This window comes from Methanosarcina barkeri 3 (assembly GCF_000970305.1).
Classification (GTDB): domain Archaea; phylum Halobacteriota; class Methanosarcinia; order Methanosarcinales; family Methanosarcinaceae; genus Methanosarcina; species Methanosarcina barkeri_A.
This window is the reverse complement of sequence record NZ_CP009517.1, coordinates 899,380-921,762: the sequence shown is the minus strand read 5'-3', so window position 1 is coordinate 921,762 and position 22,383 is coordinate 899,380. Positions and strand designations below refer to the sequence as shown.

At 38.2% G+C, this 22,383-nt stretch carries 14 protein-coding genes, 1 tRNA gene and 1 pseudogene; 7 read left to right on the top strand and 9 right to left on the bottom strand.

The window, feature by feature from the left end:
• Positions 1 to 663 precede the first annotated feature (663 nt).
• Positions 664 to 1,626, top strand: coding sequence for a mechanosensitive ion channel family protein (locus MSBR3_RS03740; RefSeq protein WP_048106535.1), 963 nt, complete (start codon positions 664 to 666; stop codon positions 1,624 to 1,626).
• A 137-nt stretch (positions 1,627 to 1,763) separates the two neighbouring features.
• Here the strand turns inward: MSBR3_RS03740 and MSBR3_RS18775 are convergent, their stop codons facing one another.
• The 5 genes from MSBR3_RS18775 to MSBR3_RS03725 all read right to left on the bottom strand — a co-directional run bounded on the left by MSBR3_RS18775 (position 1,764) and on the right by MSBR3_RS03725 (position 6,124).
• Complete coding sequence (locus tag MSBR3_RS18775) at positions 1,764 to 4,433, bottom strand: PKD domain-containing protein (protein ID WP_052723265.1); 2,670 nt, start codon at positions 4,431 to 4,433, stop codon at positions 1,764 to 1,766.
• A gap of 527 nt (positions 4,434 to 4,960) precedes the next feature.
• Positions 4,961 to 5,128, bottom strand: a complete 168-nt coding sequence (locus tag MSBR3_RS19970; RefSeq protein WP_155396705.1) for a DEAD/DEAH box helicase family protein — start codon at positions 5,126 to 5,128, stop codon at positions 4,961 to 4,963.
• A gap of 27 nt (positions 5,129 to 5,155) precedes the next feature.
• The gene (locus tag MSBR3_RS03730) at positions 5,156 to 5,401 is read right to left on the bottom strand and encodes a response regulator (protein WP_329956829.1); all 246 of its coding nucleotides are present in this window, start codon (positions 5,399 to 5,401) and stop codon (positions 5,156 to 5,158) included.
• A 47-nt stretch (positions 5,402 to 5,448) separates the two neighbouring features.
• Entirely contained in the window at positions 5,449 to 5,595 is a 147-nt protein-coding gene (locus MSBR3_RS20880; RefSeq protein ID WP_230627753.1) for a hypothetical protein, read from the bottom strand.
• A gap of 352 nt (positions 5,596 to 5,947) precedes the next feature.
• Complete coding sequence (locus MSBR3_RS03725) at positions 5,948 to 6,124, bottom strand: 4Fe-4S binding protein (RefSeq protein ID WP_048106534.1); 177 nt, start codon at positions 6,122 to 6,124, stop codon at positions 5,948 to 5,950.
• Between the two features lie 1,176 nt (positions 6,125 to 7,300).
• Here MSBR3_RS03725 and MSBR3_RS03720 point away from each other — a divergent pair.
• From MSBR3_RS03720 to MSBR3_RS21590, 4 genes and pseudogenes are all read left to right on the top strand, one after another.
• Positions 7,301 to 10,126 (top strand): cation-translocating P-type ATPase, encoded by a 2,826-nt coding sequence (locus tag MSBR3_RS03720; RefSeq protein WP_052723264.1) that lies wholly within the window; start codon positions 7,301 to 7,303, stop codon positions 10,124 to 10,126.
• 114 nt (positions 10,127 to 10,240) lie between these two features.
• A pseudogene (locus MSBR3_RS19275) lies at positions 10,241 to 10,506 on the top strand (glycogen debranching enzyme N-terminal domain-containing protein).
• A gap of 109 nt (positions 10,507 to 10,615) precedes the next feature.
• Positions 10,616 to 10,855 (top strand): hypothetical protein, encoded by a 240-nt coding sequence (locus tag MSBR3_RS03715; RefSeq protein ID WP_048106531.1) that lies wholly within the window; start codon positions 10,616 to 10,618, stop codon positions 10,853 to 10,855.
• Between the two features lie 295 nt (positions 10,856 to 11,150).
• Complete coding sequence (locus MSBR3_RS21590) at positions 11,151 to 14,060, top strand: PKD domain-containing protein (RefSeq protein ID WP_052723263.1); 2,910 nt, start codon at positions 11,151 to 11,153, stop codon at positions 14,058 to 14,060.
• 272 nt (positions 14,061 to 14,332) lie between these two features.
• Here MSBR3_RS21590 and MSBR3_RS03705 read toward each other — a convergent pair.
• Positions 14,333 to 14,417 (bottom strand) — tRNA-Leu (locus tag MSBR3_RS03705).
• A gap of 96 nt (positions 14,418 to 14,513) precedes the next feature.
• Between MSBR3_RS03705 and MSBR3_RS03700 the strand changes: the two genes are divergently transcribed.
• Both MSBR3_RS03700 and MSBR3_RS03695 read left to right on the top strand, forming a co-directional pair.
• Positions 14,514 to 15,269: an MBL fold metallo-hydrolase gene (locus MSBR3_RS03700; RefSeq protein ID WP_048106529.1), complete on the top strand. Its 756-nt coding sequence runs from the start codon at positions 14,514 to 14,516 to the stop codon at positions 15,267 to 15,269.
• Positions 15,270 to 15,713: 444 nt separating this feature from the next.
• Complete coding sequence (locus MSBR3_RS03695; RefSeq protein ID WP_048106528.1) at positions 15,714 to 16,058, top strand: hypothetical protein; 345 nt, start codon at positions 15,714 to 15,716, stop codon at positions 16,056 to 16,058.
• 236 nt (positions 16,059 to 16,294) lie between these two features.
• On the opposite strand, the gene MSBR3_RS03690 is transcribed toward MSBR3_RS03695, so the two are convergent.
• From MSBR3_RS03690 to MSBR3_RS03680, 3 genes are all read right to left on the bottom strand, one after another.
• Positions 16,295 to 17,671: a glycosyltransferase gene (locus MSBR3_RS03690; protein ID WP_230627749.1), complete on the bottom strand. Its 1,377-nt coding sequence runs from the start codon at positions 17,669 to 17,671 to the stop codon at positions 16,295 to 16,297.
• A 181-nt stretch (positions 17,672 to 17,852) separates the two neighbouring features.
• Positions 17,853 to 18,887, bottom strand: coding sequence for a glycoside hydrolase family 130 protein (locus MSBR3_RS03685; RefSeq protein WP_048106526.1), 1,035 nt, complete (start codon positions 18,885 to 18,887; stop codon positions 17,853 to 17,855).
• 164 nt (positions 18,888 to 19,051) lie between these two features.
• Positions 19,052 to 21,445, bottom strand: a complete 2,394-nt coding sequence (locus tag MSBR3_RS03680) for a glycosyltransferase family 4 protein (RefSeq protein WP_048106524.1) — start codon at positions 21,443 to 21,445, stop codon at positions 19,052 to 19,054.
• Between the last annotated feature and the right edge of the window lie 938 nt (positions 21,446 to 22,383).

Genomic DNA, 22,383 nt, shown 5'->3' with positions numbered 1-22,383 from the left:
TTTATTAAGCAAACCTAAGGTCTTCCTTGCTGAATCTCTTAGATAGGTTAACCTCAATAGATTCGGGCAGTTGTCACTTCCCCTGGTTGACCACCTCCACTAATCATTATGTCCATAATTATATAAAAATAATTCAACTAAAACATTTACTGGAGGATACTTATTGTTTTTGGAGCAAAGTATTCGTTTATACTGGAAACTTTATGACTAACCTAATAAGTTCTGTTAATCGAAAGTTAGGTAAAAATGAATTAGAATGCAAAACAGAAAAACTAAGCTATGAATGTTTTTAATTTCAAGGTTGATGTAAAAAACTGGACCGTAAGGAAACTATGTACAGATTCATTGGTCATCGGTTAAGGAATTTTCTTACCTGAAAGCTATCGATTTTATATCGAAACTGGCTTTAAAAATAGGCTAATTTATTCGATTTTCAATACTTTCATTATAGAAGTCTCCTGCTAGCTTATTTTGCAGGAAATTTAGACTCTGCAATGTAATTTTATGCTTTTTAATATCTGAGATCTACAGGAATGAATATGTCTAAGATCACAAGAATGAATATATCTGAGATCTACAAGAACAGTTTCTATAATTTTTGCCCTTTGCTCTGCTAGTGATTATATAAAAGACATTATATATACTTACGTGATATCTATTTATATGAGGGGAATCAGGGAACTTAATGCTTTTATTTTACTCATTTTGATATTTTTTATTGCATATGTCCGATACTTTACGAGTTATTCTATTTTAAAAGATAGGTCCCTATTGGATGCCCTTCTTATCTCTTTAATCGTACTCTTTCTAGCCTATATAATGAATTTCATTACCGGAAGTCTTATTCTTAAAAGAGTGTCAACTGCCAAAGATAGATATATTCTAAGAAAAACAGCATCTATACTTATTACTGTTATTGCTTTTGCTTTCCTTTTTGCAATCTGGATTGAGAGAACCAGTACCCTACTTATAGCCTATGGGATTCTGAGTGCTGGAATTGCAATTGCCCTTCAGGATATGCTTAGAAATATAGCAGGAGGGGTCCTCCTTATTATAGCTCGTCCTTTCAAAGCAGGAGACAGGATTCAGGTTCAGGATACTGTAGGCGATGTCCTGGACATAGGAAGCCTCAACACTACACTTATGGAAATCCGAGAATGGGTTGAAGCAGATCAGTATACTGGCAGAATTATCAGTATCCCAAATAGTTTTGTTCTCAACCAGACTATAAAAAACTATACCAGAGATTACTCCTTCATATGGGACGAAATTCGTATTCTACTGATTTACGGCAGCAACTGGAAAAAAGCTCAGGAAATTGCTCTAAAAGCTGCAGGCCCGGTTGTAGGTGAGTTCGAAGAGCTGGCAAAAAAGGAACTTCTGCTTATGGGAGAAAGATATTTTTTTACAACCTATGATGTACATACAAATCTTTTTATGAAACTGGAGGAAAACTGGATTGAAATGCGGTTAAGATATGTCGTAGAACCCAGGAAAAGAAGAATAATTAGCCATCTTTTGATCTCAAGCATTCTCGAGGCTTTCGAGAAAGAAGAAGATATTCTGGTGGGAACCGCAGTAGGTATTGATCTTATGAATTATCCAGGAAACGGACAAAAGGAATAAAGTTTCAAGGCGAAATCATTTTAAGATAATACATTTTGAGATTGTTGAAAAATAAGAAATTTTGTGAAATATAGAAAAACATCAATTAGTTAGTGAGTTTACTATATTTCTCCAATTAATCCATGAGTTTACATTACTTATTTGCTTACTACAATATACCCAGACATAATTTTAGTATTACTGCCTTTAGCATTTTTTACTGTTAAGCTGACAGTGTATTTTCCTGCTTTACTGTACTTATGTGCAGGATTCTTAGATGTTGAGTAAGTTCCGTCTCCAAAACTCCATTTCCATGAAGTCGGATTATTACTGCTTTTGTCAGTAAATTGCACATTAAGTGGGGCTTTTCCTGAGGTTGGCTTTGCCGAAAAAGAAGCAACGGGAATTTTCAATTCGTTTACGACAATATAATTCTTTATTGTTTTCGTACTGCTTCCTGCGGCATTCTTTACTGTTAAACTGACAGTATATTTTCCTGCTTTACTGTAGGTATATGCGGGATTCTTGGATGTTGAAGTTTTTCCATCTCCAAAAGTCCATTTCCAGGAAGTAGGACTATTGCTACTTTTGTCAGTAAACTGGATCTTCAGCGGAGCGTTTCCTGAGGTCGGAGATGCAGAAAATGAAGCAACAGGTTTTACAGGAGCTGTTTTTACGGTTATATAGTCCTTTATTGTTTTTGTGTTTGTTCCGGCTGCATTCTTTACTGTTAAGCTGACGGTATATTTTCCGGCTTTAGTGTACGTGTATGCAGGATTCTTGGATGTTGAAGTTTTTCCATCTCCAAAGTTCCATTTCCATGAGGTTGGTGAACCTGTACTTTTGTCAGTAAATGTTACTTTCAGAGGAATGTTTCCTGAAGTTGGGGATGCCGAGAAAGCAGCAACAGGAGCTTTCAAAGACCCTGCGACGGTAATGTAATCTTTTTTTGTTACCGTACTACTGCCTTTAGCATTCTTTACTGTCAAACTAACGGTATATTTCCCTGCTTCTGAGTACTTATGGATTGGGTTCTTCTGGGTTGAAGTTGTTCCGTCTCCAAAGGTCCATTTCCATGAAGTTGGTAAGCCTGTACTTCTGTCATAAAACTGCACCTTTAGCGACACTTTTCCTGAATTCGGAGATCCCAGAAAAGCAGCAGCAGGTACTGTCGGCTTTTCTACTATCTTATTTCCGCTTATATTGGGATTTTTAACGCTTTTGACTGTGATTCCGGAAGAGGAATTAGAGGTATTCACGTTTATTAGCATATTATTTTGTATTTTCACAGCACCATTTTTCAAGGAATTTCCATCGATATATACTCCTTCCAGTCCCAGGTTTTCAAAAGTATTTTTAGAAATATCTAAGTTTACCCCGTTTATCAGAAACTTCTGATACACACCTTGATGAGAAAGATTTCTAAAAGTGTTCTTATTTATTATTATATTCTTGAAACCTCCATAGAATGGAAAAATTATTCCACGCGTACCACTGTTTTGAATATTATTCCTGATTATAAGCGTATTGTCGGTTCCGTTTCCTCCTTCATACATATTACCTAACATATCGTTAAACGTATTGTTTTCGTAAACGTGTACCCCGTTACTTACGGCACCGCGTGCAAATATCCCTCCATATCCGCCAAAAACGTCATTATCAGAGAATGTGGACTGTTGTGTACCATCTGCAAATGCAAAATAGAATGGAAGCTCTTGAGGTGACCTGTACTCTAAAAATGTACAATAGTATAGGGTTTCGGATGTTATCTGCGGATATATTTTGTTTCCAGTTACAACAAAATTAATGGTATCAGCGTGAGCATCAACAACATTGGAACCTGTGATATTTGCTCCTATCAAAGTGTTATCAGTAATAAAAACATCCCGATTTAAAGACTTGAGTTCAGCTGAGTTGCCTGTTACAGCATGCCTGCAATTCTCTATGTGATTATGGTCAATGTTGACAAAAGCCGTACCGCTAGCTGCGTTTACACCGTATCCAGAATTGGGACGAAGCGAGTTGTAAATCTCATTATTATTAACACTCACATTAAAACAGGAATACAGACAAATAGCGCCGAAACCACAGTTATTAAACCAGGAATTAGTAACAGAACTGTCCATACAATACTGCATAGCAAGTCCATGATGAACCGTTGTACTATCTGTGTCCTCTAGCCTTATATTCTTTATATGTATCTGAACAGGTCTGTATGTCTCGACTTTCACAGTCTCGTATAATTTATAATCTCTAAGAAGCGGTTGATTTAAAGTAACAACATTTCCACTTACACTTTTAACAGCATAAACTTCTCCGGTCATTTGATCCGGATAATTATCTGGATAATTTAAAGGGCACCACGGAACATTTTTCCAGATCTTAATCAAGTCGTTCTTGCGAACCTTGGAAGCATCAGTTAACACAATTTTAGATGAGCCTTTTTTAGCGTCAGTATTCAGGGTTCCGCTTATGATCTGTGATCCACCGAAATATATATCGTTATACTCTTTATCAGAAGTTTGAATGTGAAGAGTTACTTTTCCTTCGCCTATTATATTCAGATTTTTATCCTTTTGATATACTCCTTTTGTGATATAATAATCCCCTTTTCGGATAGTTATTGTATCCCCGCTTTTTGATTTGTCCAGTGCCGCTTGAATGCAAGCTGCGTCATTTGCATAATTAGGTGCATGAAAAAAACCTGGTGCAACTGGACCAGCTTCTTTGTCAATTACAATATTTGCCGCCAAAGCTGCATGGCTAATTAGTGCAAGATAAAAAAGAGTAAAGATAGATATTGTTATAAAATTTTTAAATTTTTTCATTAAATATCTCTCCTAAACCTGTTTAACTTAATATACCCGTCGTAGGTGACCTTTCGGAAGAACCTGAAAGGGCTCCACTAAGACAAAATTAAAAAAATTTATTTTTACCTTGATAAATTCTATTATTTTTTATAGATATTAACTTTTATTCTGCAAAATCCGAATTTTTAAATTCTTACATCTGATTGTTTTATGCAACTGGATTATCTTTTCTAAAAAATCCTTTTTTAGCGATAAATTAGTTAATCGATCATTTTTTTATAAACTAATTAGCTAATTTTCAGTAAAAAAAGAGTTCTGTATCAAGCGAGTGACTTAAACCTGTAAAATCCTTCATGCTATCTTTACAATCCGGTTATAAATAATAGGTCCAAGGAAGCAGGCCGGAGAGATCAAGTAATTTTCGCCTTCCTTGAACCCATTAAAACTACTGAATTTTACATAGAAACTCATAAATCCTTTGAAGATGGAATCTCTATACCGGGAACAGCTCTTCGAAGGATTTCTTTTGCTTCTTCTCCAAAAGGTTACGATGTAACCCACATGCAAAATTTATTATTTTCCAGTCTTGCTTTGAAATAAAGGACAAGTATATCCAACAGGTCTTCCTTGCTCTGGTCGAACTGACAGAGTTGTATTCCCCAAGGCACATCTCCTATAATATCAATACCGGATTTACTTATATTTTGATTCATAGTGTATCTTCTCTGGTCATCAATATTTTATTTTGGTGGTAACTCTGCAGTTTCAAACCAGAACTTTGCTATAGATTTAACTACTTTTATAAACTGGTCAAAGTCAACAGGTTTGGTGATATAGGCATTAGCGTGCAGATTATAAGATTTAAGTATATCTTCTTCAGCTGTAGAAGTAGTTAGAACTACTATCGGTATATTTCGAAGGTTCTCATCTTGTTTTACTTCTTGAAGAACTTCACGCCCATCTTTCTTTGGTAAATTTAGGTCCAGAATTATTATATCCGGGCGTGGGGTGTCTAAAAACTGTCCCTGTTTATTTAAAAATAGGATTGCCTCTTCTCCGTCTCTTGAAACATGAAGATTTTTTTTATTTTCATTTCTTCAAAAACTTCTTCAACTAAGTCAACATCGCCTTCATTGTCTTCTACCAGAAGAATTTCTACTTCTTTGCTTGTAATGTCCATCTTTAACACTTCCTACTATATTATAGGTGAAGCGTAAACCCCTGAGTCTTTAGCTCCAGGGATATAAGCATCAACCTAAACGGTTAATTGTTTTAAATTATATGAAATTCTTTCTATTATTATCCATATTATAATATTAAATGTTGATAACGCAACCAAAATTAGAAAATAAGGTTGAGGAGTTGGAGGGCAGATCTCTTCATACCTCGCGGGAGTTGGAAAATAGACCAACCACAAGAATTCGGAAAAAAGTCAACAAAGGTATAAAGAGATATAAACTTCTCCTGACTATTTGAAAAAGATTAACGTCGGTTGGACTTGGATCCACAAGATCCTTCAGTGTAATAGAGCCTTAAACAATGGTAATTGCCCCATGTACACATGCATTCAGACATATACCGCAGTCATTGCATTTATCTTCAATGACAAACGAAACATCATCGTCGTTGATGGAAATTGCACATGCAGGGCATTCACCTATACAGTTTCCGCAACTCTCACAGGAGTTGGCATCAATTTTTGCTACCATGTTTTTTCACTCCTTATTTTATTAGCATGTTAAGTTCATTCACTGAGTTATAAAAATAACTGATGGTTCTGATAGTCTGAAGGTTAAGTTAAGTTTTTAATAAGTATTGAAGAGGGCATCAGGTATTTGCATATACGGAAACCCATTTCCTTACTCTGACTTAATAATATAAAAATCTATACAATTTTATTAATCTTCTAGTACTCTAATGTCAGTAGATGGGGAAATGACAAAATTAGAATTATCACTTGAGTAAGAGAAAAATCACTTGAGTAAGAGAAAAATCACTTGAGTAAGAGAAAAATCACTTGAGTAAGAGAAAAATCACTTGAGTAAGAGAAAAATCACTTGAGTGCGAGAAAACAGAGTTCTGTAAAGTATGAAGAAGGTGGATATTTTAGAACCTCGGTATCAACTGGAAAGGAATACCAATCTTCCGTAGACTTTACAGGACCCGGGACTTAACTTAATTCTGGCGCTTTTGGCCTGGTTACAACTATCGCACAATGAGAACATATTTTTATTTCAGTCGAATACCTCGTGCTGCGGGGATGGAAAACTTTCCCGATAACCGCCCATAATAATGAAATTTCTCAATTCCATTTTCGGTTACTAACTTCTGCTCAAACTAAATTATTTAGGGTTATATTTCCTTTAACGGAATTTTGAGCGGTGGCGTGAACATACCCCGTTGCTTGCAGCGGGGTTCGCCAGCGCAACTTTGATTTCTGAGTAATAGACTTGATTATTGAAAACCATAAGCATTAGAATATCTTCATATTTTTCTCAAATATGGAGTTATATTTGCTTTTCAAAATTAATCAATAACTTACGGACACAATCTATTTCTGATTCAGCCGTAAAATCCTAATATATTAAAATAGGATTTATTTGATATAGGGTATCATGGGGAAGGAGATTAAGGGTAGATAACTTTTTCTTATAAGTTTATCTAAAACATGGAACGGAAACCTATCTCGGACAATACGGGCATACATAGTTCCAAACTGAACAAACAATTTATACCGATTCAAAATTATCTCTTTAGAAAAGAACTGTCTTTACCAGTTGGAAGTAGAAGATCAACTGATTTTGTAAAGATATCCTCTGAATAGAAAAGTATAGTGTCTACCTGAATTTTAACTCTCCTAAAAGACGTTAAGGAGGTATACAGCTATTCTCTTACAAGGTTCAGGTGCTCTTGATGAAAACAAAAAACAGCAAAATTCGATAGAAAAAGAAAAATATAATGCTTCTCACAAAAAACCTTCAGAGCTGGATAATACAAAAAATCATGCTGGTAACGTTATCCCCTGGCATTCGCTGGAACCTCAGAAGATACTTGAAAAACTTGCTACAACACCAGAGGGCTTGGATCCTGAAGAGGCAGCTACTAGGCTGCAGGAATATGGAAGAAATATCCTTCCGACAAAAGAGCCTCCGGGAATTATAGAGATAATTTTTCACCAATTAAAAAACCCTTTAATCTATATTCTTATCATAGCAGGAGTTCTCTCAATCCTGCTGGACGATTACACAGATGCAGGTTTCATTTTTCTTGTTGTGGTTATCAATGCCGTAATCGGCACTGCTCAGGAGTGGAAGGCTGAAAAAAGTGCTTCGGAGCTGCAGACTATCTTGAAAATTATGTCGCGGGTTAGGAGGAAGGGAACCGAGATAAAAATTCCGGCAGAGGAGATCGTTCCTGGGGATATAGTCCTGCTCGAGTCAGGAAGTCGCGTTCCTGCTGATATCCGTATTCTTTACGCTTCCAATCTTACCATTGACGAGTCACTTCTTACTGGTGAATCAGCTGCCGTAGAAAAGACCGGAGTTGTTCTTGAGGAAGATATTCCTGTGAGTGATAGGCTTAACATGGCATATGCAGGGAGCGTTGTAATTACAGGGCGTGGCTGGGGAGCTGTAACTGCGACCCGTAGCCGGACTGAGGTTGGTATGATTGCACGCGCAGTTACAGAGACCGAATCTGCAAAACCACCTCTGCTCCTGCGAATGGAAGATTTTTCCCATAAGATAGGAATTGCTGTTGTCGGAGCAAGTGTAGTAATGAGCATAATTGCTATCTTACAGGGGATTGCACCTGTAGAGGTTTTTTTCCTTGCTGTAGCCCTTATAGTATCAGCAATTCCTGAAGGATTGCCTGTAGGAGTTACAGTTGCGCTCTCAATTGCATCTACGAGAATGGCTAAAAGAAACGTGATAGTTCGAAGGCTCTCTGCAGTTGAGAGTCTGGGGAGCTGTACCACAATAGCTACTGATAAAACCGGAACTCTTACAGTCAACCAGCAGACAGCAAAAATAGTAGTATTGCCTCCGAGAGACCTTTTTGAAGTCTCAGGGGAGGGCTACACTCCCGAAGGCGAGGTAAAGCAAAAGGACGGAGGCTCTCCTCCGGACGCAAAAGATGTAGAAAGGTTACATAGGCTTGCATTTGCGGCTTCAATTTGTAATGAAGGCTCTCTCGTCCAGGAAGATGGGACCTGGGCTCACCATGGAGATGCTATTGACGTCGCATTTCTTGCACTGGCATCCAAGCTGGGAATAAATCAGGGTAAAGTCAGAAATGAAGTTAAAATTGTTGCCGAAGTTCCCTTTGAATCCGAGTTAATGTATTCAGCTGTGTATTATCAGGAGTACACAAGCGGACCTATAAAAATAGCTATCAAGGGAGCTATGGAAGCTATCCTTCCATACTGTACAAAAATGAATTCTCTGGAAGGGGCAATTCCAATTGATCCCGAACTTCTTAATAAGGAACTTAACTCCCTGATGGAAAATGGTTATCGTGCACTTGTAGTTGCTGAGGGCACGGTTCCAGAAAGAGCAAATGACGCTTTTGATCTCAAATCGGTAAAACCAGAGCTCACGTTTCTGGGCATTGTTGGATTTATAGATCCGTTGAGGCCTGATGTTAAAGAAGCAGTCCAGACATGTAAAAAGGCTGGAATTGATGTTATAATGATTACAGGAGATCATCCGAAAACTGCCCTTGCAATAGCCAGTGAGCTTGGTATAGCATCTTCTAAAAAAGAGATGATCACCGGCAGAGAGATGGAAGATTTTGGTGACCCCGAAGTTCCAATCTATATTGATGCCCTCGATAGGGCGCGAGTTTTTGCAAGGGTAACACCAGTGCAAAAGATGGAGATTGTAGATTCTCTTGTCAGGAAGGGACATTTTGTTGCCGTTACCGGAGACGGGGTCAATGATGCTCCTGCGCTGAGGAGGGCCAATATTGGCGTAGCAATGGGATCAGGAACTGATGTTGCTAAAGATACATCGTCGATGATCGTAACTGATGATACATTTTCTTCAATTGTTGCAGGAGTTGAGGAGGGAAGAATAGCCTATGATAATATTAGAAAAGTTACATATCTTCTTGTCTCAACTGGTCTTGCTGAAGTAGTCCTTTTCATACTCGCCCTTTTTGCAGGCTTACCAATACCACTAATTGCGGTGCAGCTCCTCTGGCTTAATCTGGTAACAAACGGGATTCAAGGTGTGGCCCTGGCTTTTGAGGCAGGGGAGCCTGGAACAATGCATAAAAAGCCGAGAAAACCCGAAGAAGGAGTTTTCAATAACCTGATGATAAAAGAGACGCTGATGTCAGGGATAACTATTGGTATTATAGCTTTTGTGATCTGGGCATGGTTAAAAGGGGAAGGATATGAGATAAATTGGGCAAGAAATCTGCTTTTGCTTTTGATGGTGCTCTTTGAGAATTTCCATGTATTTAACTGCCGTTCTGAATACCGATCCGCATTCCGCGTGCCTTTCAGGAATAATTACTTCCTGATTATAGGCGTTGTTCTAATGCAGGGGCTTCACATCCTTTCAATGCACATACCCTTTATGCACGAGCTTTTGGGTATAAGTCCGGTTTCATTTGAGACCTGGTTAGTTTTTTTCATAATCGCTGGTACTATCATCGTTGTGATGGAGATCTTTAAAAGAGTGAAGTCTGGTGAGAAAGGTAATTAAAGCTATCAGAAAACTCAATAACAGCATGTTGAAGTCATTATTAGGTTTATAATACCTAGTATCCGCTTGAATAGGCTTTAAAATGGGCTTGGAGGATATGCTTCTTACACAGTCATAGGAGCCGGGACAAGAACTTACCACGGACTGCCTGTAGCAGCTCCACAGAATACTCCAGGCTGTTTTTGCTTCTTTCTTCCCTTGATGAGGAAACTAATATCAATGAGGAGGTTTATAGACTCACAACGCACAAATACCTGGACAATATTTTCCCTACGGGCTTCAATTATCTTACTGAGTTTATTCATACCCCATTTCCTCTATGGATATTCCACGCCGGCGATTTTACTGTAAAGAAAATAGGACTTACGCAGTTGAATTAAAAAATCAACAGCAGCAGACCATTAACTATCTAAAACGTGACTTATATCCACAATCTTTACAGTAATTGATTTTGTTCCTCAAGTGCGTAAGTCCTAGAAAAAAAGTTTCATGGTTCACGGGAGTAACACGACCTGTGTCTTCTATGATATTGAATCCAGAAAAGAGGGTGCTTTGCTAAGGATTTTTCCTCTTGTAAACCAAAAGATTATCATTACACTGCTCGTTCTGGACCTTTCTTTTTCCCAGAAATCCACTCCTGCAGAAATAGAACTGGAAAACTCTAACGGTTACTTGGCAGTGTGCCACTTTTCCTGTAAAATTAAAAATTTTATAAATTTTGTGGTTTGAAAATCCTCTAGCAATACAACTGGATTTTGTTTAGTATACAAAAATCTGACTTTGAACTTACAGAACTTTCGGCACACTGCCGAATCACCAATTAACTTCTAATTAATGTTAGTAAACAAACTGGTTGTACTTGATTTGGAGCAGTTGAACGCAATTAGCTTTTGGAAATAATTCTTCACGAATATAGTTACTTATCTGAAACAAATAATGAAATATATTGTAAATAATAGTAAGCTTTACTATTGATAAGGGGAGTAGAAAATATTTATCTAATTGTGGGATTTGGGGAAAATAAATGAGAAGTAAGATTTTTTCGACTTTGTTAGCTTTTGCTTTTTTGTTACTGGTCACAACAGTCGCATCAGCTGGACAGGAAATTCAAATTACACCGTATGGCGAGAGAGGTCTTAGTCCTGCTATCTATGACAATAAAATTGCATGGTTGGACAAGTACATCAATGGAAGTCTTCACCTGCGGGATTTGTCTACAGGCAAAGAGATACGGATAACTGAAGATCCATGGTACTCATATCTTGCTGTTTATAACGATAAGATAGTTTGGGGATCTGGAGGACAAAACATCTATTTGTACAATATATCTACAAACAATAAAACTTTACTTTCAATTCCTGAATCGGAAAATCAAGGAGTAAGGGATTCTTTAACTATCTACGGTGACAAAATCGTATGGAGAAATCGGAGTGGTGGGTATCAGGACATCTACATGTATGATCTTTCCACTTATAATAAAATTCAAATTACAACTAACCAATCAACCAAGGACCCTACTATCTACGGTGACAAGATAGTATGGCAGGACGATACTAGCTTTGGCTTTGGAAGTGCATCCAGTGGTATCTACGTGTATAATCTATCGACTTCCAATGAAACTCGAGTTACAACCAATAGATCAGCATCGAGCCCTAAAATCCATGGTGACAGGATTGTATACGTGGAAGGTAACAATATCTACTTGCATAATCTCTCAACTTCTATAGAGACTCAGATAACCTTCAACGGGTCACGAAAGGATCAACTTGCTATCTATGATGACAGGATAGTGTGGCAGGATGACCGCAATGGAAATTGGGATATATACGTATATGATCTTTCTGAAAATAGAGAAATTCAGCTTACCAATGATGAATCAGATCAACTTAACCCTGCTATTTACGGTGACAAAATAGTGTGGGAAGATTATCGTGATGATAAAGAAAACAAGTACTATTGCAGCATATACATGTACGATTTCTCAGCTGAACCTACAATGCCCTTTGCTTCTTTTTCTGCTAATATAACATCTAAATCCGGAAATATGCCGTTAACTGTATTATTTACTTATAATAGCACAGGTGGAACTCCTACATCCTGGTATTGGGATTTTGGAGATAGTATAAACTCAAAACATGCTCAAACCGCCACACACACATTCAAAAAACCTGGGACATATGATGTTAGTCTTACAGTAACCAATTTCGAAGGCAATAGTACGCTGAAGAAATCAAATTATATTACTGTCACTCCTCCACAAGCCCCTATTGCAGAATTCTTTTCTCCAGAAGTATATCATTCTGACACTTATGGAGGGTCAGTTCTCACAAAAACCGTATCATTTGTCGATAATAGCACAGGGTCGCCTACGTCCTGGCTTTGGGACTTTGGAGACGGTAATACCTCCACAGAGCAAAATCCAACCCATGTATATGATATCGGAGGAAGATATACCGTAAATCTAACTGTTAAGAATGCTGTGGGTAGTAATACAACAAGTAAGTATGGATATGTACTTGTTGGCTTGGGTGATGAACCTGTTGGTCGGGAATATTTCTCCTCAAGTGTAACATCCGGGGATGCACCACTGAAAGTAACGTTTCATGGAGGAGCCGGATATGCCAATGATTGGAGTTTTGGAGATGGTTCTCAGCAAGGTGTTGGTGAGAACCAGACAGTAGAGCACACATATCTGGAGCCCGGACAATATACCGTGAGCTTATTTGAATACAATGTCGGTGGCACAGCTGCGATAACAAAATATCATTATATTACCGTAACCGGACTTACAAGACCATATGCTTCTTTTACTTCGGAAAAGGTGTCTGTTCCAAAGTCACTGACAATAACATTTACTGATACAAGCATTGGAAAGCCTACATCCTGGTACTGGAGTTTTGGAGATGGAAATTCTTCAACCGAACAGAATCCAACCCACACATATTCTGCAGCAGGAAACTATGCGGTTTCCCTGACAGCAAGTAATGAGAACAGTACAAACTCAACGTTTAGGGTAATCGATGTATTCAAAACCACAGGACCATTTGCATATGTTACTAGTGGCAACAATATCTCCGTAATCGATACAGCCACAGACAAAGTAGTAGACATAATGGAGATAGGAAGCGGTTTAACGGGGCTTACAGTCAATTCGGAAGGAACAAGGGTATATGTGACTGACAGCAATAATGTCTCTGTAATTGATACAAACATAAGCAAGGTTATAGCCACTACTAAAGGATTAAGTTCACCTTACGCAATTGCAATTGCTCCAGACGGAAAAAAGGCATATGCTACGAACAACACCGGTGCTGTCTTTGAAAATGGCACAGTCTATGTTATTGACACAGACACTAATACTGTTACGAATACAGTTAAAGTAGGCAGCGTTCCTCATGGAGTTGCAGTTAGCCAAGATGGAGCAAAAGTTTATGTGACAAATTATTACGATATCTCTGTAATTGATACAGCAACAAACAAGGTTACATCTGTGTTCAATGCAGGACAGTATCCTGATGGAATTGCAGTTAGTCCGGATGGAACAAAGGTATATGTGACTAACGGTGGAAGCGACAATGTCTCTGTAATTGATACAGGAACAAATAATGTTATAGCTACGATACCTGTAGGAGATAATCCTGTTAGAGTTGCGGTCACTCCGGATGGAACAAAGTTATATGTGACAAACCACAAGGGAAATACCACATCTGTAATTAACACAACAACCAATACCGTAACAGCCACGGTGCCAGTGGATGGTCCCTACGGAGTATCAGTCACACCGGACGGAAAAAAAGTATATGTCACAAACCTGGGTAGCGATTTTTCCGGCAAAACTGTTTCTGTAATTGATACAGCAACAAATACTGTTATAGCTACAGTTAAAGTAGGAAGCTATCCTAGAGAAGTTGCAGTTGCTCCAGGTGGAAAATGATACTTTCTACATAAGAACTGTTCCAACGTAACCAGTGATAATTCTCCTCTTTTTGAAAAGAAAAAATGAAGTTGCTGAGATTAAAAAACAACTGGTTAATGGCGAAAAGACAAACTTAAGTAAAAGAAATTAAAGTACAAAAGAATTTTACTTTCTTTGTAAACAAAAACCTAAATGAGAACTAATTTAGAGAAAACAACTTTCTAAAGACACTGCGTTACTTTTTCATAGAAGTATACTTTTTTGACATTGTATACATCCCAAAAAGTTAGTGCGAGGGGTGGGATTCGAACCCACGAAATCCTTCGATACCGGATCTTAAGTCCGGCGCCTTTGACCGGGCTGGGCAACCCTCGCGCTTTGAAAAAAAGCAGGTTTTTTTGAGCCGCAAAGTTTCGTCATGCGGACATGCTTTAAATAAAGTTAAATTATTTAAAGTTTATTCTCTAACTCATGGAAATAACATTTCTTGGCACTGGAGTTGCGATCCCGCAAAAGAATAGAGTACAGTCCGGAGTGCTTGTGAGACTTGAGGAAAAGCCGTTACTTATCGATTGCGGAAGTGGCGTATTGAACAGGTTTCCTGATGCTGGTGTTTCCCATACTGAAGTGGACACGGTATTGCTTTCGCACCTTCACCTTGACCACGTGGCTGACCTGCATCCTCTCATTAAGGCAAACTGGCTCCGCGGAAACACGAGTATGAAGATCTACGGGCCTGAAGGAACCGAAGAGTGGTTTTCAAAAGTGATTGACGCTTATGAATATCTTCAGGAAGAAGTGGATGTAGATATTATTGAGCTCGTTCCGGGAAAAGAATTTACTCCCGAGGAATTCGACTGTGAGATTAGCTGTACGGCAGCCACACATAGTGTCCCAACTCTGGCTTACCGCGTGACTGGAGAAGATGGGGAATTCGTTTATTCCGCAGACACCGAACCCTCCAGGGATGTTATGGACCTTGCAGCCGAGGCCGATCTCCTGATCCATGAGTGCTCTTTTCCTTCAGGAATGAAAGTCACAAACCATACTACTCCCAGCTCACTTGCCGACATCCTGGAGGAGTATAATAACGAAATCGGAAGCATCTGCCTTACACATTTCTATCCGGAGATGAGGGGGCACGAAAGAGAAGCAGTGCACCGCCTGAAAGAGTATTTTGAAGGAGAAGTAATTATTGCCGAAGACCTCATGAAACTTGAATTATGATGAGGTACTAAGTGAGATGTGAGGTATAGAGTAATCGGTAAAAAGTGAAATTCCGGCTGTAAACAAAGGCTGTACTGTAAAAACCAGAGGCGATCCGAACAATAGCAAATCATTCGGGAATCCTCAAGTTTTACTCTTCATCCTTCTTAAAAAGAGGTTAAACTTAGAATTGTTTATTCTTAACTTATATACCTGGGTTTACTTATCAATCATCCGACGTATCCTGTCTGTGAGTATGCGTTCTATAATTAAATGTCAAAAACAGGATAACCCTCATATAAAGAAAAGCTCTGAAATACCGTTTATACGTGTTTAATTTGTATATATTCTTTATGTCTGAAGCTCCAGCTGCATGCGTCTATTGTATCTGAAACACAGTTCTGATGCATCTATATATCTCTGAAACATCTCCGAAATACAAATTAATTTATAATGGTGATCATCATGGCAAGACTACTCTCAGAAACGGACATTGGCATTCTGAAAACCGTTGCCCCGGAGTGCGAAGGATATCTCTGTTCAGGCTCAGGAATGGCTTATCGTTCCATACTTCCTCCGCTGGCAAACCACTATGCAAAAGATGCTCAGGATTTTCTCAGGAGAATAAAACTACTAACTCGATATGACCTTGAGTACCTTGTCAGGCTCATCTTATCAGGAGAAGAAAGCCTTGGCTGCGTACCACTCGAGTATATCGAGCTTTTTATAGAAAACGTCTCTGAAAGGCTGGGTGAGGAAGTGGCGGCTCAGGTGAGGAATTGCTATAACAATTCAGAATGTCCTGATTGAATTTTTATTAGTTGAGGCAGAAATGTAAAAAAAGGGATCTTGTAAAAAGGAAAAATCTTAAAAATCTTAAGAAATGCGGAAAAAATAGAAGTACAGTAAAAAGGGAACATTCTATTGTAAAAAAGAAACATTCTGTTGTAAAAAGGAAACATTCTGTTGTAAAAAGGAAACATTCTGTTGTAAAAAGGAAACATTCTGTTGTAAAAAGGAAACAATTTCGATATGCACGAATTTACTTAAGCTCTCCCATATTTGTCTTCAAGTCTTTCAATATCATCTTCTCCAAGATAGTCTCCCTGTGAGATCTCGATAAAAACAAGGTTTTGACCGCCTATATTCTTAATTCTATGTACCTCGTTCACAGGAAGATCGACCGAATCTCCAGGAAGAACCCTTATATGACTTGTATTTTTAGTTACAAGGCCCTCTCCACTGATTATGTACCAGTGCTCGCTTCTATGAAAATGGCGCTGGAGTGAGATTTCACCCTGAGGAAAGATAGTGAGGCTTTTGACCTTATATCCAGGCCTCTGCCTGAGAACTTCATAAAAGCCCCAGGGCCTTTCTTCTTCACGTTTGCATTTTTCGAGGATGGTCTTATACACTTTAATGTAATCATCTACCATCCTGTCAACCGAAAAGCGTTTTTCCACGCTTTCCCGGCAGGCTTTGCGGGATATGGAGCCAAGTTTTTGTACAGCTTCGGCAGCTTCCTCAATGCTATTGACGAGAAATCCAGTCTCTCCATCCCGGATAAGTTCAGGCATTGAACCTCTGTTCAATGCAATTACCGGTGTACCGCTGGCCATAGCTTCAACTACGCCAATTCCGAAAGCCTCTTCATAATTAATCATGTGCAGCAAAGCATAGGCATTTGACAGGAGTTCCTTCTTAAACTCAGGATCAATATGTCCTTCATAAATGATCTGTTTATTGTCTATGAAGGGCTGAACTTCTTTTTCAAAATAAGTCTGGTCCGCAATGAAACCAGCAATTCTAAGTTTTCTACCTGTCTTTTTTGCAACTTCGATTGCCTCTTTTACGCCTTTGTCTTTATGCAGTCGTGATAGAAAGAGTAAGTAATCCTGTGGTTTTTCATTGAAGTGGAAGCTTTCTATATCAATTCCGTGCCGAACAGTTGCTATATAGTCCAGATCGCGGCAGCGGTAAGCATCACTTATGGATACGTAAAAAGTTCTATTATTGTACTTTTTATATACAGGCAAAATCTTCCGTGAAGAAATACCATGGATTGTTGTTACAACAGGCGTATTGACAAGCCCACTGTAGGTTAGAGGAAGATAATCGAAATGGTTATGGATTATATCGAACTCTTTTGCCCTCTCGAAAACTTCTGATATATGCAGTCCTTCATACACTTTTATTATTATATCCTTATCTTCTTCATAGGGTCTGGGACAAACAGCATGAAGTTTCGCCGCTGTGTGAGAATCTGCTGTTGCAAACAGTGTAACGTCAATACCCCTTTTTACCAATCCTTCAGTTAATAAAGATACAATAGATTCCCAGGGACCATACTTTTTAGGTGGCGTGCTCCAAGCAATCGGAGACAACATTGCAATTCTTATATTAATACCCCCAAAATCACTCACATCCCCAAACTTAGTTTTATTTTTTACGTTTCAGCTTTCAGTATTTAATTTAGAGCTTTTTAATTTAGAGCTTTAAAGATTAGTTTTTAATTTTATTTTTGATTTTATCTTTAATATTAGTTTTAATTTTAGTTTTAATTTTATTTTTAATATTATTTTTATTTTTAATTTTTATTTTAATTTATTTCAGTTTTAAATAACCTCTTTTCGGATCAGTGGAACCTTCTATATCCTCTTCAAACCACCTGCAGTACTCATCAGGGCATTGTTTTTCAGGACATTCGTGAATATATTTCAGGACATCTCGCACATTTGCGGTAGCTAACGACACGGAAGTATCTGCACTCCCGTAGTAGATGCGAATTTCATCGCCCACAAGGACCCATCCGCAGGGGAAAACAACATCATTGACGTCTCCGCTGCGTTCGTACATTTCACGCGGCCCGAAAACCCAGCCTTCAGATCTGTGAAGCACTTTTGTAGGGTCTTCAGGATCAAGAAGGGCAAGTCCTAGCCGGTAACTTGCCTTAGCCGTTGTCTGACGTACTCCATGGTACATAATTAACCATCCATCAGATACACGGATTGGCTGTGGGGACAGGCCTATTTTATTCGCGTCCCACCACCCACCTTCTCTGGCATACAGAAGAACCTCATGATCTCCCCAGTATTTCATATCAGGCGAAAAGGAAATCCAGATATTTGCTTTTGCACCCGCAATACTAGATACAGGTCTGTGTAACATTGCCCATTTGCCATTAAACCTTACAGGAAAAACTGCAGCGTCCTTGTTTTCAGGAGGCATAGTAGCTCCTATTCGATCATAATTCCGGAAATCTTCGGTAAAGGCAAGTGCAGTTAAGGGACCTGAATCCGAAAAAGCTGTATATGCCACAGCCCATTTTTTTATCTCATCTATATAGGTTATGCGCGGGTCTTCGATACCGTATATCTCTTCAGGATAGTTTATAGGATCCGGAGCAAAGGTCGGTTCAGGATCAATTTCCCAGCCATCAATTCCGTTTTCACTCCTTGCTATTGTAAAGTGAGAAAAGCCTCTGTGATCTTCAACCCTGACCAGTAACAGGGTCATACCGTCAACTATAGCAGCTGCAGGGTTAAAAACTGAGTGGGCCCTATAAGGCCAATCATCAACGGTTAATATAGGATTCCGATTGTATCTTACAAATAACTCCCCATGGTCTTTCCATATCATATTATTATTTCATCCCCAATGTTATATTCTCTTATCTCCGGATCACATTGTTCTCTTAATTCATGTTATTTTACTTCAGATATGTTGTTTTTTACTTAAGATACGTTATTTTACTTCAGATATGTTATTCTCTAAATCTCAAGAGCGTGATTCTTATTTTTTTCTTACTCTACCTGATTTGCTGACAAAAAGCTCTTTCTTTTCTGCAAGGTCTCATCATTAACCTCATCGCTCACCCTGGATTGCAATATCGTACTGAGAGCTTTATTTATATGCTTGTTTAAAGAGCTTAAAGCCATGAGGAAGCAAATTATGGATTCCGCACCCTGGTTACAGTTCATACCATCGCGGTTGAGCCCATCACAGACTGCGCCTGTGGAATAATCGTACATAACAGTTTGCAAACGATTTCTTCCAAGGAAGTATTCAAAAGAATATCTTGCAAGTTCCAGATATTTTCTGTCACGTACAATCTCATAAGCTGAAACATAAGCTTGGGTCAGATAACCTGCTTCAATAGGCTGCTGGTCAAAAATAGGCTTTTCCCCATTGTAAGAGTACCAGCCCTCATTTCCGACCATGTCAAAAAAGTCGCCTTTCCATTGAATCTCAGTAAGAAAGTCAAGGGTTGCAAGACCGACCTTCCGATAGGTACGGTCTTTGGTGTAATTGTACGCCAGTAAAAGAGATTCACTGAGTTTTGCGTTACTATAGGTTACTGTAGGTTCGAACCAGTTCCAGTCTTCTTTACGGTTAGCCTCATACAGGTCTACCAGAGAGTTCGCATGGTTGATAAATATGGACTCAAATGTATCTTTACTTATAAGGGAGTCTATGGACTTGACCGCATCCCTACGCGAGTTGAAGACAACTTCAAACTCATCGGCGTCCACACCAGTCCTGAGCATTTCATACAAACCGCACATTGTATAGGCTTTTGCTCTTGGATAGATAAGTTTCTCCATCTCAACTCCGGCTCTACTAATAAGAGTGTGGGCAAGCGTGCGTATATTTTTTGACAGATAAGGGCAACTTACCACATGTCCAAGCCCGTAGATAGCACGTCCTAGAGTGTCTTCACTGCCTTTTTCATCCAAAAATTCCCGTTTATAACTCATGAAGTTGTGGAAGTGACCTGTGTCAGTCTGGGCATGTTCAAGAAAACTCAAGTATGTGGTAATTAACTTCCACAACTCTTCGGCTTTCTTCTGGTTATCTATTAACTGTGTCAGTGCAACAAGAGCTCGACCTACGTCATCGGTACTGTACCCGTAATGACGAGCCGGTACGCCAAGATTAGTATGCTGAATAATGCCCACGTCATCGGTTAATAATTTCAGATAATCAAGTTTTACTTCAGGTAGCAGGTTTGGAAGGAAATTAAACTTTTTCATAGTGGAGTAGGCACTGTAGTTCTTTAAAGCCCTGGTGAAAACCGTATTATATTGTTTACCTACGTTTTTCCATGTCATTTTTCGACCAAAATCATATGCCTTTTTGCGCATATTATCACACTCTTCTGGATTTTCTATCAAGTGCAAAAGAGATTCTCGAAAGCCAGTTGTGTCCCCGAAATCTACAAGCAGTCCACGACTGTCGGAAAGCATTTCCTGGGCGTACCAGTATGGAGTGGAAACTATTGCTTTTCCCATACCAATTGCATAGGTAAGAGCACCGCTTACTATCTGTTCTCTGGAAAGATAAGGAGATACGTAAATGTCACTGGCAAGGATATAATCGCAAAGTTCTTCTTTCTCGACAAACTTGTCATGGAACACTACATTTTTTTCAAGCCCAAGTTCTGAGACCTTATTCTGAAGATATTGCCTGTATTCTTCTCCAAAGTTCTTTTTAATTACAGGATGCGTAGCACCCAGGACTAGGTAAACAAGATCAGGATACTGGCTTATGACCTCAGGAAGAGCATCAAGCATGCTTTCTATACCTTTGTTCTGGCTCAGCAGGCCGAAAGTTAAGACAAGAGGAGTTCCCCTCAGGTTCAATTTCTTTTTATACTTACTGCAGTTGTTAAAAGGGCAGTCAGGTACTCCATGAAAAATTAGTTCTATTTTATCCTCAGGAGCTTTATAAACGTCTTTTAACATCTCGACTGCAGTCTGGCTCATTACAATCAGCTTTTCGGAATATCTGATGAGCTTTTCCGTGGATACTCTGTACTCAGGTTCAGGTTTTTGAATTATTGTATGCATCGTGCTTATTACAGGCTTGTTGATTCCTGAAAGAAGAGCAAAAATATAGTCTCCCGCATTTCCCCAGAAAAGCCCGAATTCATGCTGCAGACACACGATATCGATGTCAGATTGGTTTATAAAATCCGCGGCCCGGTAATAATCCTCAATCTTGTCCCTCTGTATTTGAAAAACGACTTCTTCAGGATAATCATAGGTCTCAGAGGGATCGTTCAAAGCAATTACTTCGCAATGAACGTCATTGTCTTCGCCGGACACTGAGTTTAAAAGATCAAATGTGAATGTGGCAATCCCACATTCTTTTGGAACATAGGTCCCTATAAATAACACTTTCAGTTGCTTACTCAATTAATACCCCCCAAACTTAAAGTAACTCAGTTGTCTTCTTTATTAATATAGTTTTTTAGTTATACATATAAATTCATTATAAAACGGCATTAGTAAAATACTTATATTCTTAGAGTTTAGATAACAGATGTATTTATTTATAACATTAACTATATGGGTATTTTACAAACATAGTACTTGCATACAAAATATATAGCCTACAGTCCATAAAATATAACTATTCTAGGTACAGATAATCGCTGATAGTTCAGTGATTACTAAACAATGATAGATTTATGGTCCCCACTCAATCACTTATTTTGCTTAACTTTAACAAAGTACTTAATAAAATGCTTATTTAATCTAATAATGCTGATTTGATCTAATAATTGTATTCGATGCTATTTAACATTATTTATAAATATAATTATTTGTGTTAATAGAAGAAGTCAAAAGAAAATTGTGGAAAGATAGTGCCTGAGGAACTATAAGATGACTTTACTATCCTGGCTTTTTCATAATCAGCGCCATTTCAGTACTCAATTTTAGTTTTTTGTTTAATTTTTTTTCTGTTAAAATATTTTTTCTGTACCAGATTTAAAATTCTTTTATATGTATTAATTTTTTTAACCATAATAGCTTTATTCAAATCTGGATATATTTTAGTATTTATAATTATATATAAAATAAAAGTATAGTTTTGAGTTTTTAGAACAGGAGAACCTCAGTTTCTAAGCTGAAGAATGCCGAAAGCTAAATAGGGAAAAAGTTTTTAGAATAAATTAATCGATGCGTTGCAGATAAAAACTACAGCAAACAGGCTTTACCATCCAAAAATTTCAAAGGATATTCTTGCAGGTGATGTTCTACAGAAAACCTTCTCTTAATCGTTTATCATAACTTTTAGGAATGATGATCATTAATATCCTGAGGCTACAATTTTAATTTTCTGTCTCTGG

Bases quoted from the DNA above. Each gene is read 5' to 3' on its own strand.
- MSBR3_RS03740 (WP_048106535.1), top strand. From the start codon at position 664: ATGAGGGGAATCAGGGAACTTAATGCTTTTATTTTACTCATTTTGATA.
- MSBR3_RS18775 (WP_052723265.1), bottom strand. From the start codon at position 4,433: ATGAAAAAATTTAAAAATTTTATAACAATATCTATCTTTACTCTTTTT.
- MSBR3_RS19970 (WP_155396705.1), bottom strand. From the start codon at position 5,128: ATGAATCAAAATATAAGTAAATCCGGTATTGATATTATAGGAGATGTG.
- MSBR3_RS20880 (WP_230627753.1), bottom strand. From the start codon at position 5,595: ATGGACATTACAAGCAAAGAAGTAGAAATTCTTCTGGTAGAAGACAAT.
- MSBR3_RS03725 (WP_048106534.1), bottom strand. From the start codon at position 6,124: ATGGTAGCAAAAATTGATGCCAACTCCTGTGAGAGTTGCGGAAACTGT.
- MSBR3_RS03715 (WP_048106531.1), top strand. From the start codon at position 10,616: ATGGTTCACGGGAGTAACACGACCTGTGTCTTCTATGATATTGAATCC.
- MSBR3_RS21590 (WP_052723263.1), top strand. From the start codon at position 11,151: ATGAGAAGTAAGATTTTTTCGACTTTGTTAGCTTTTGCTTTTTTGTTA.
- MSBR3_RS03700 (WP_048106529.1), top strand. From the start codon at position 14,514: ATGGAAATAACATTTCTTGGCACTGGAGTTGCGATCCCGCAAAAGAAT.
- MSBR3_RS03695 (WP_048106528.1), top strand. From the start codon at position 15,714: ATGGCAAGACTACTCTCAGAAACGGACATTGGCATTCTGAAAACCGTT.
- MSBR3_RS03685 (WP_048106526.1), bottom strand. From the start codon at position 18,887: ATGATATGGAAAGACCATGGGGAGTTATTTGTAAGATACAATCGGAAT.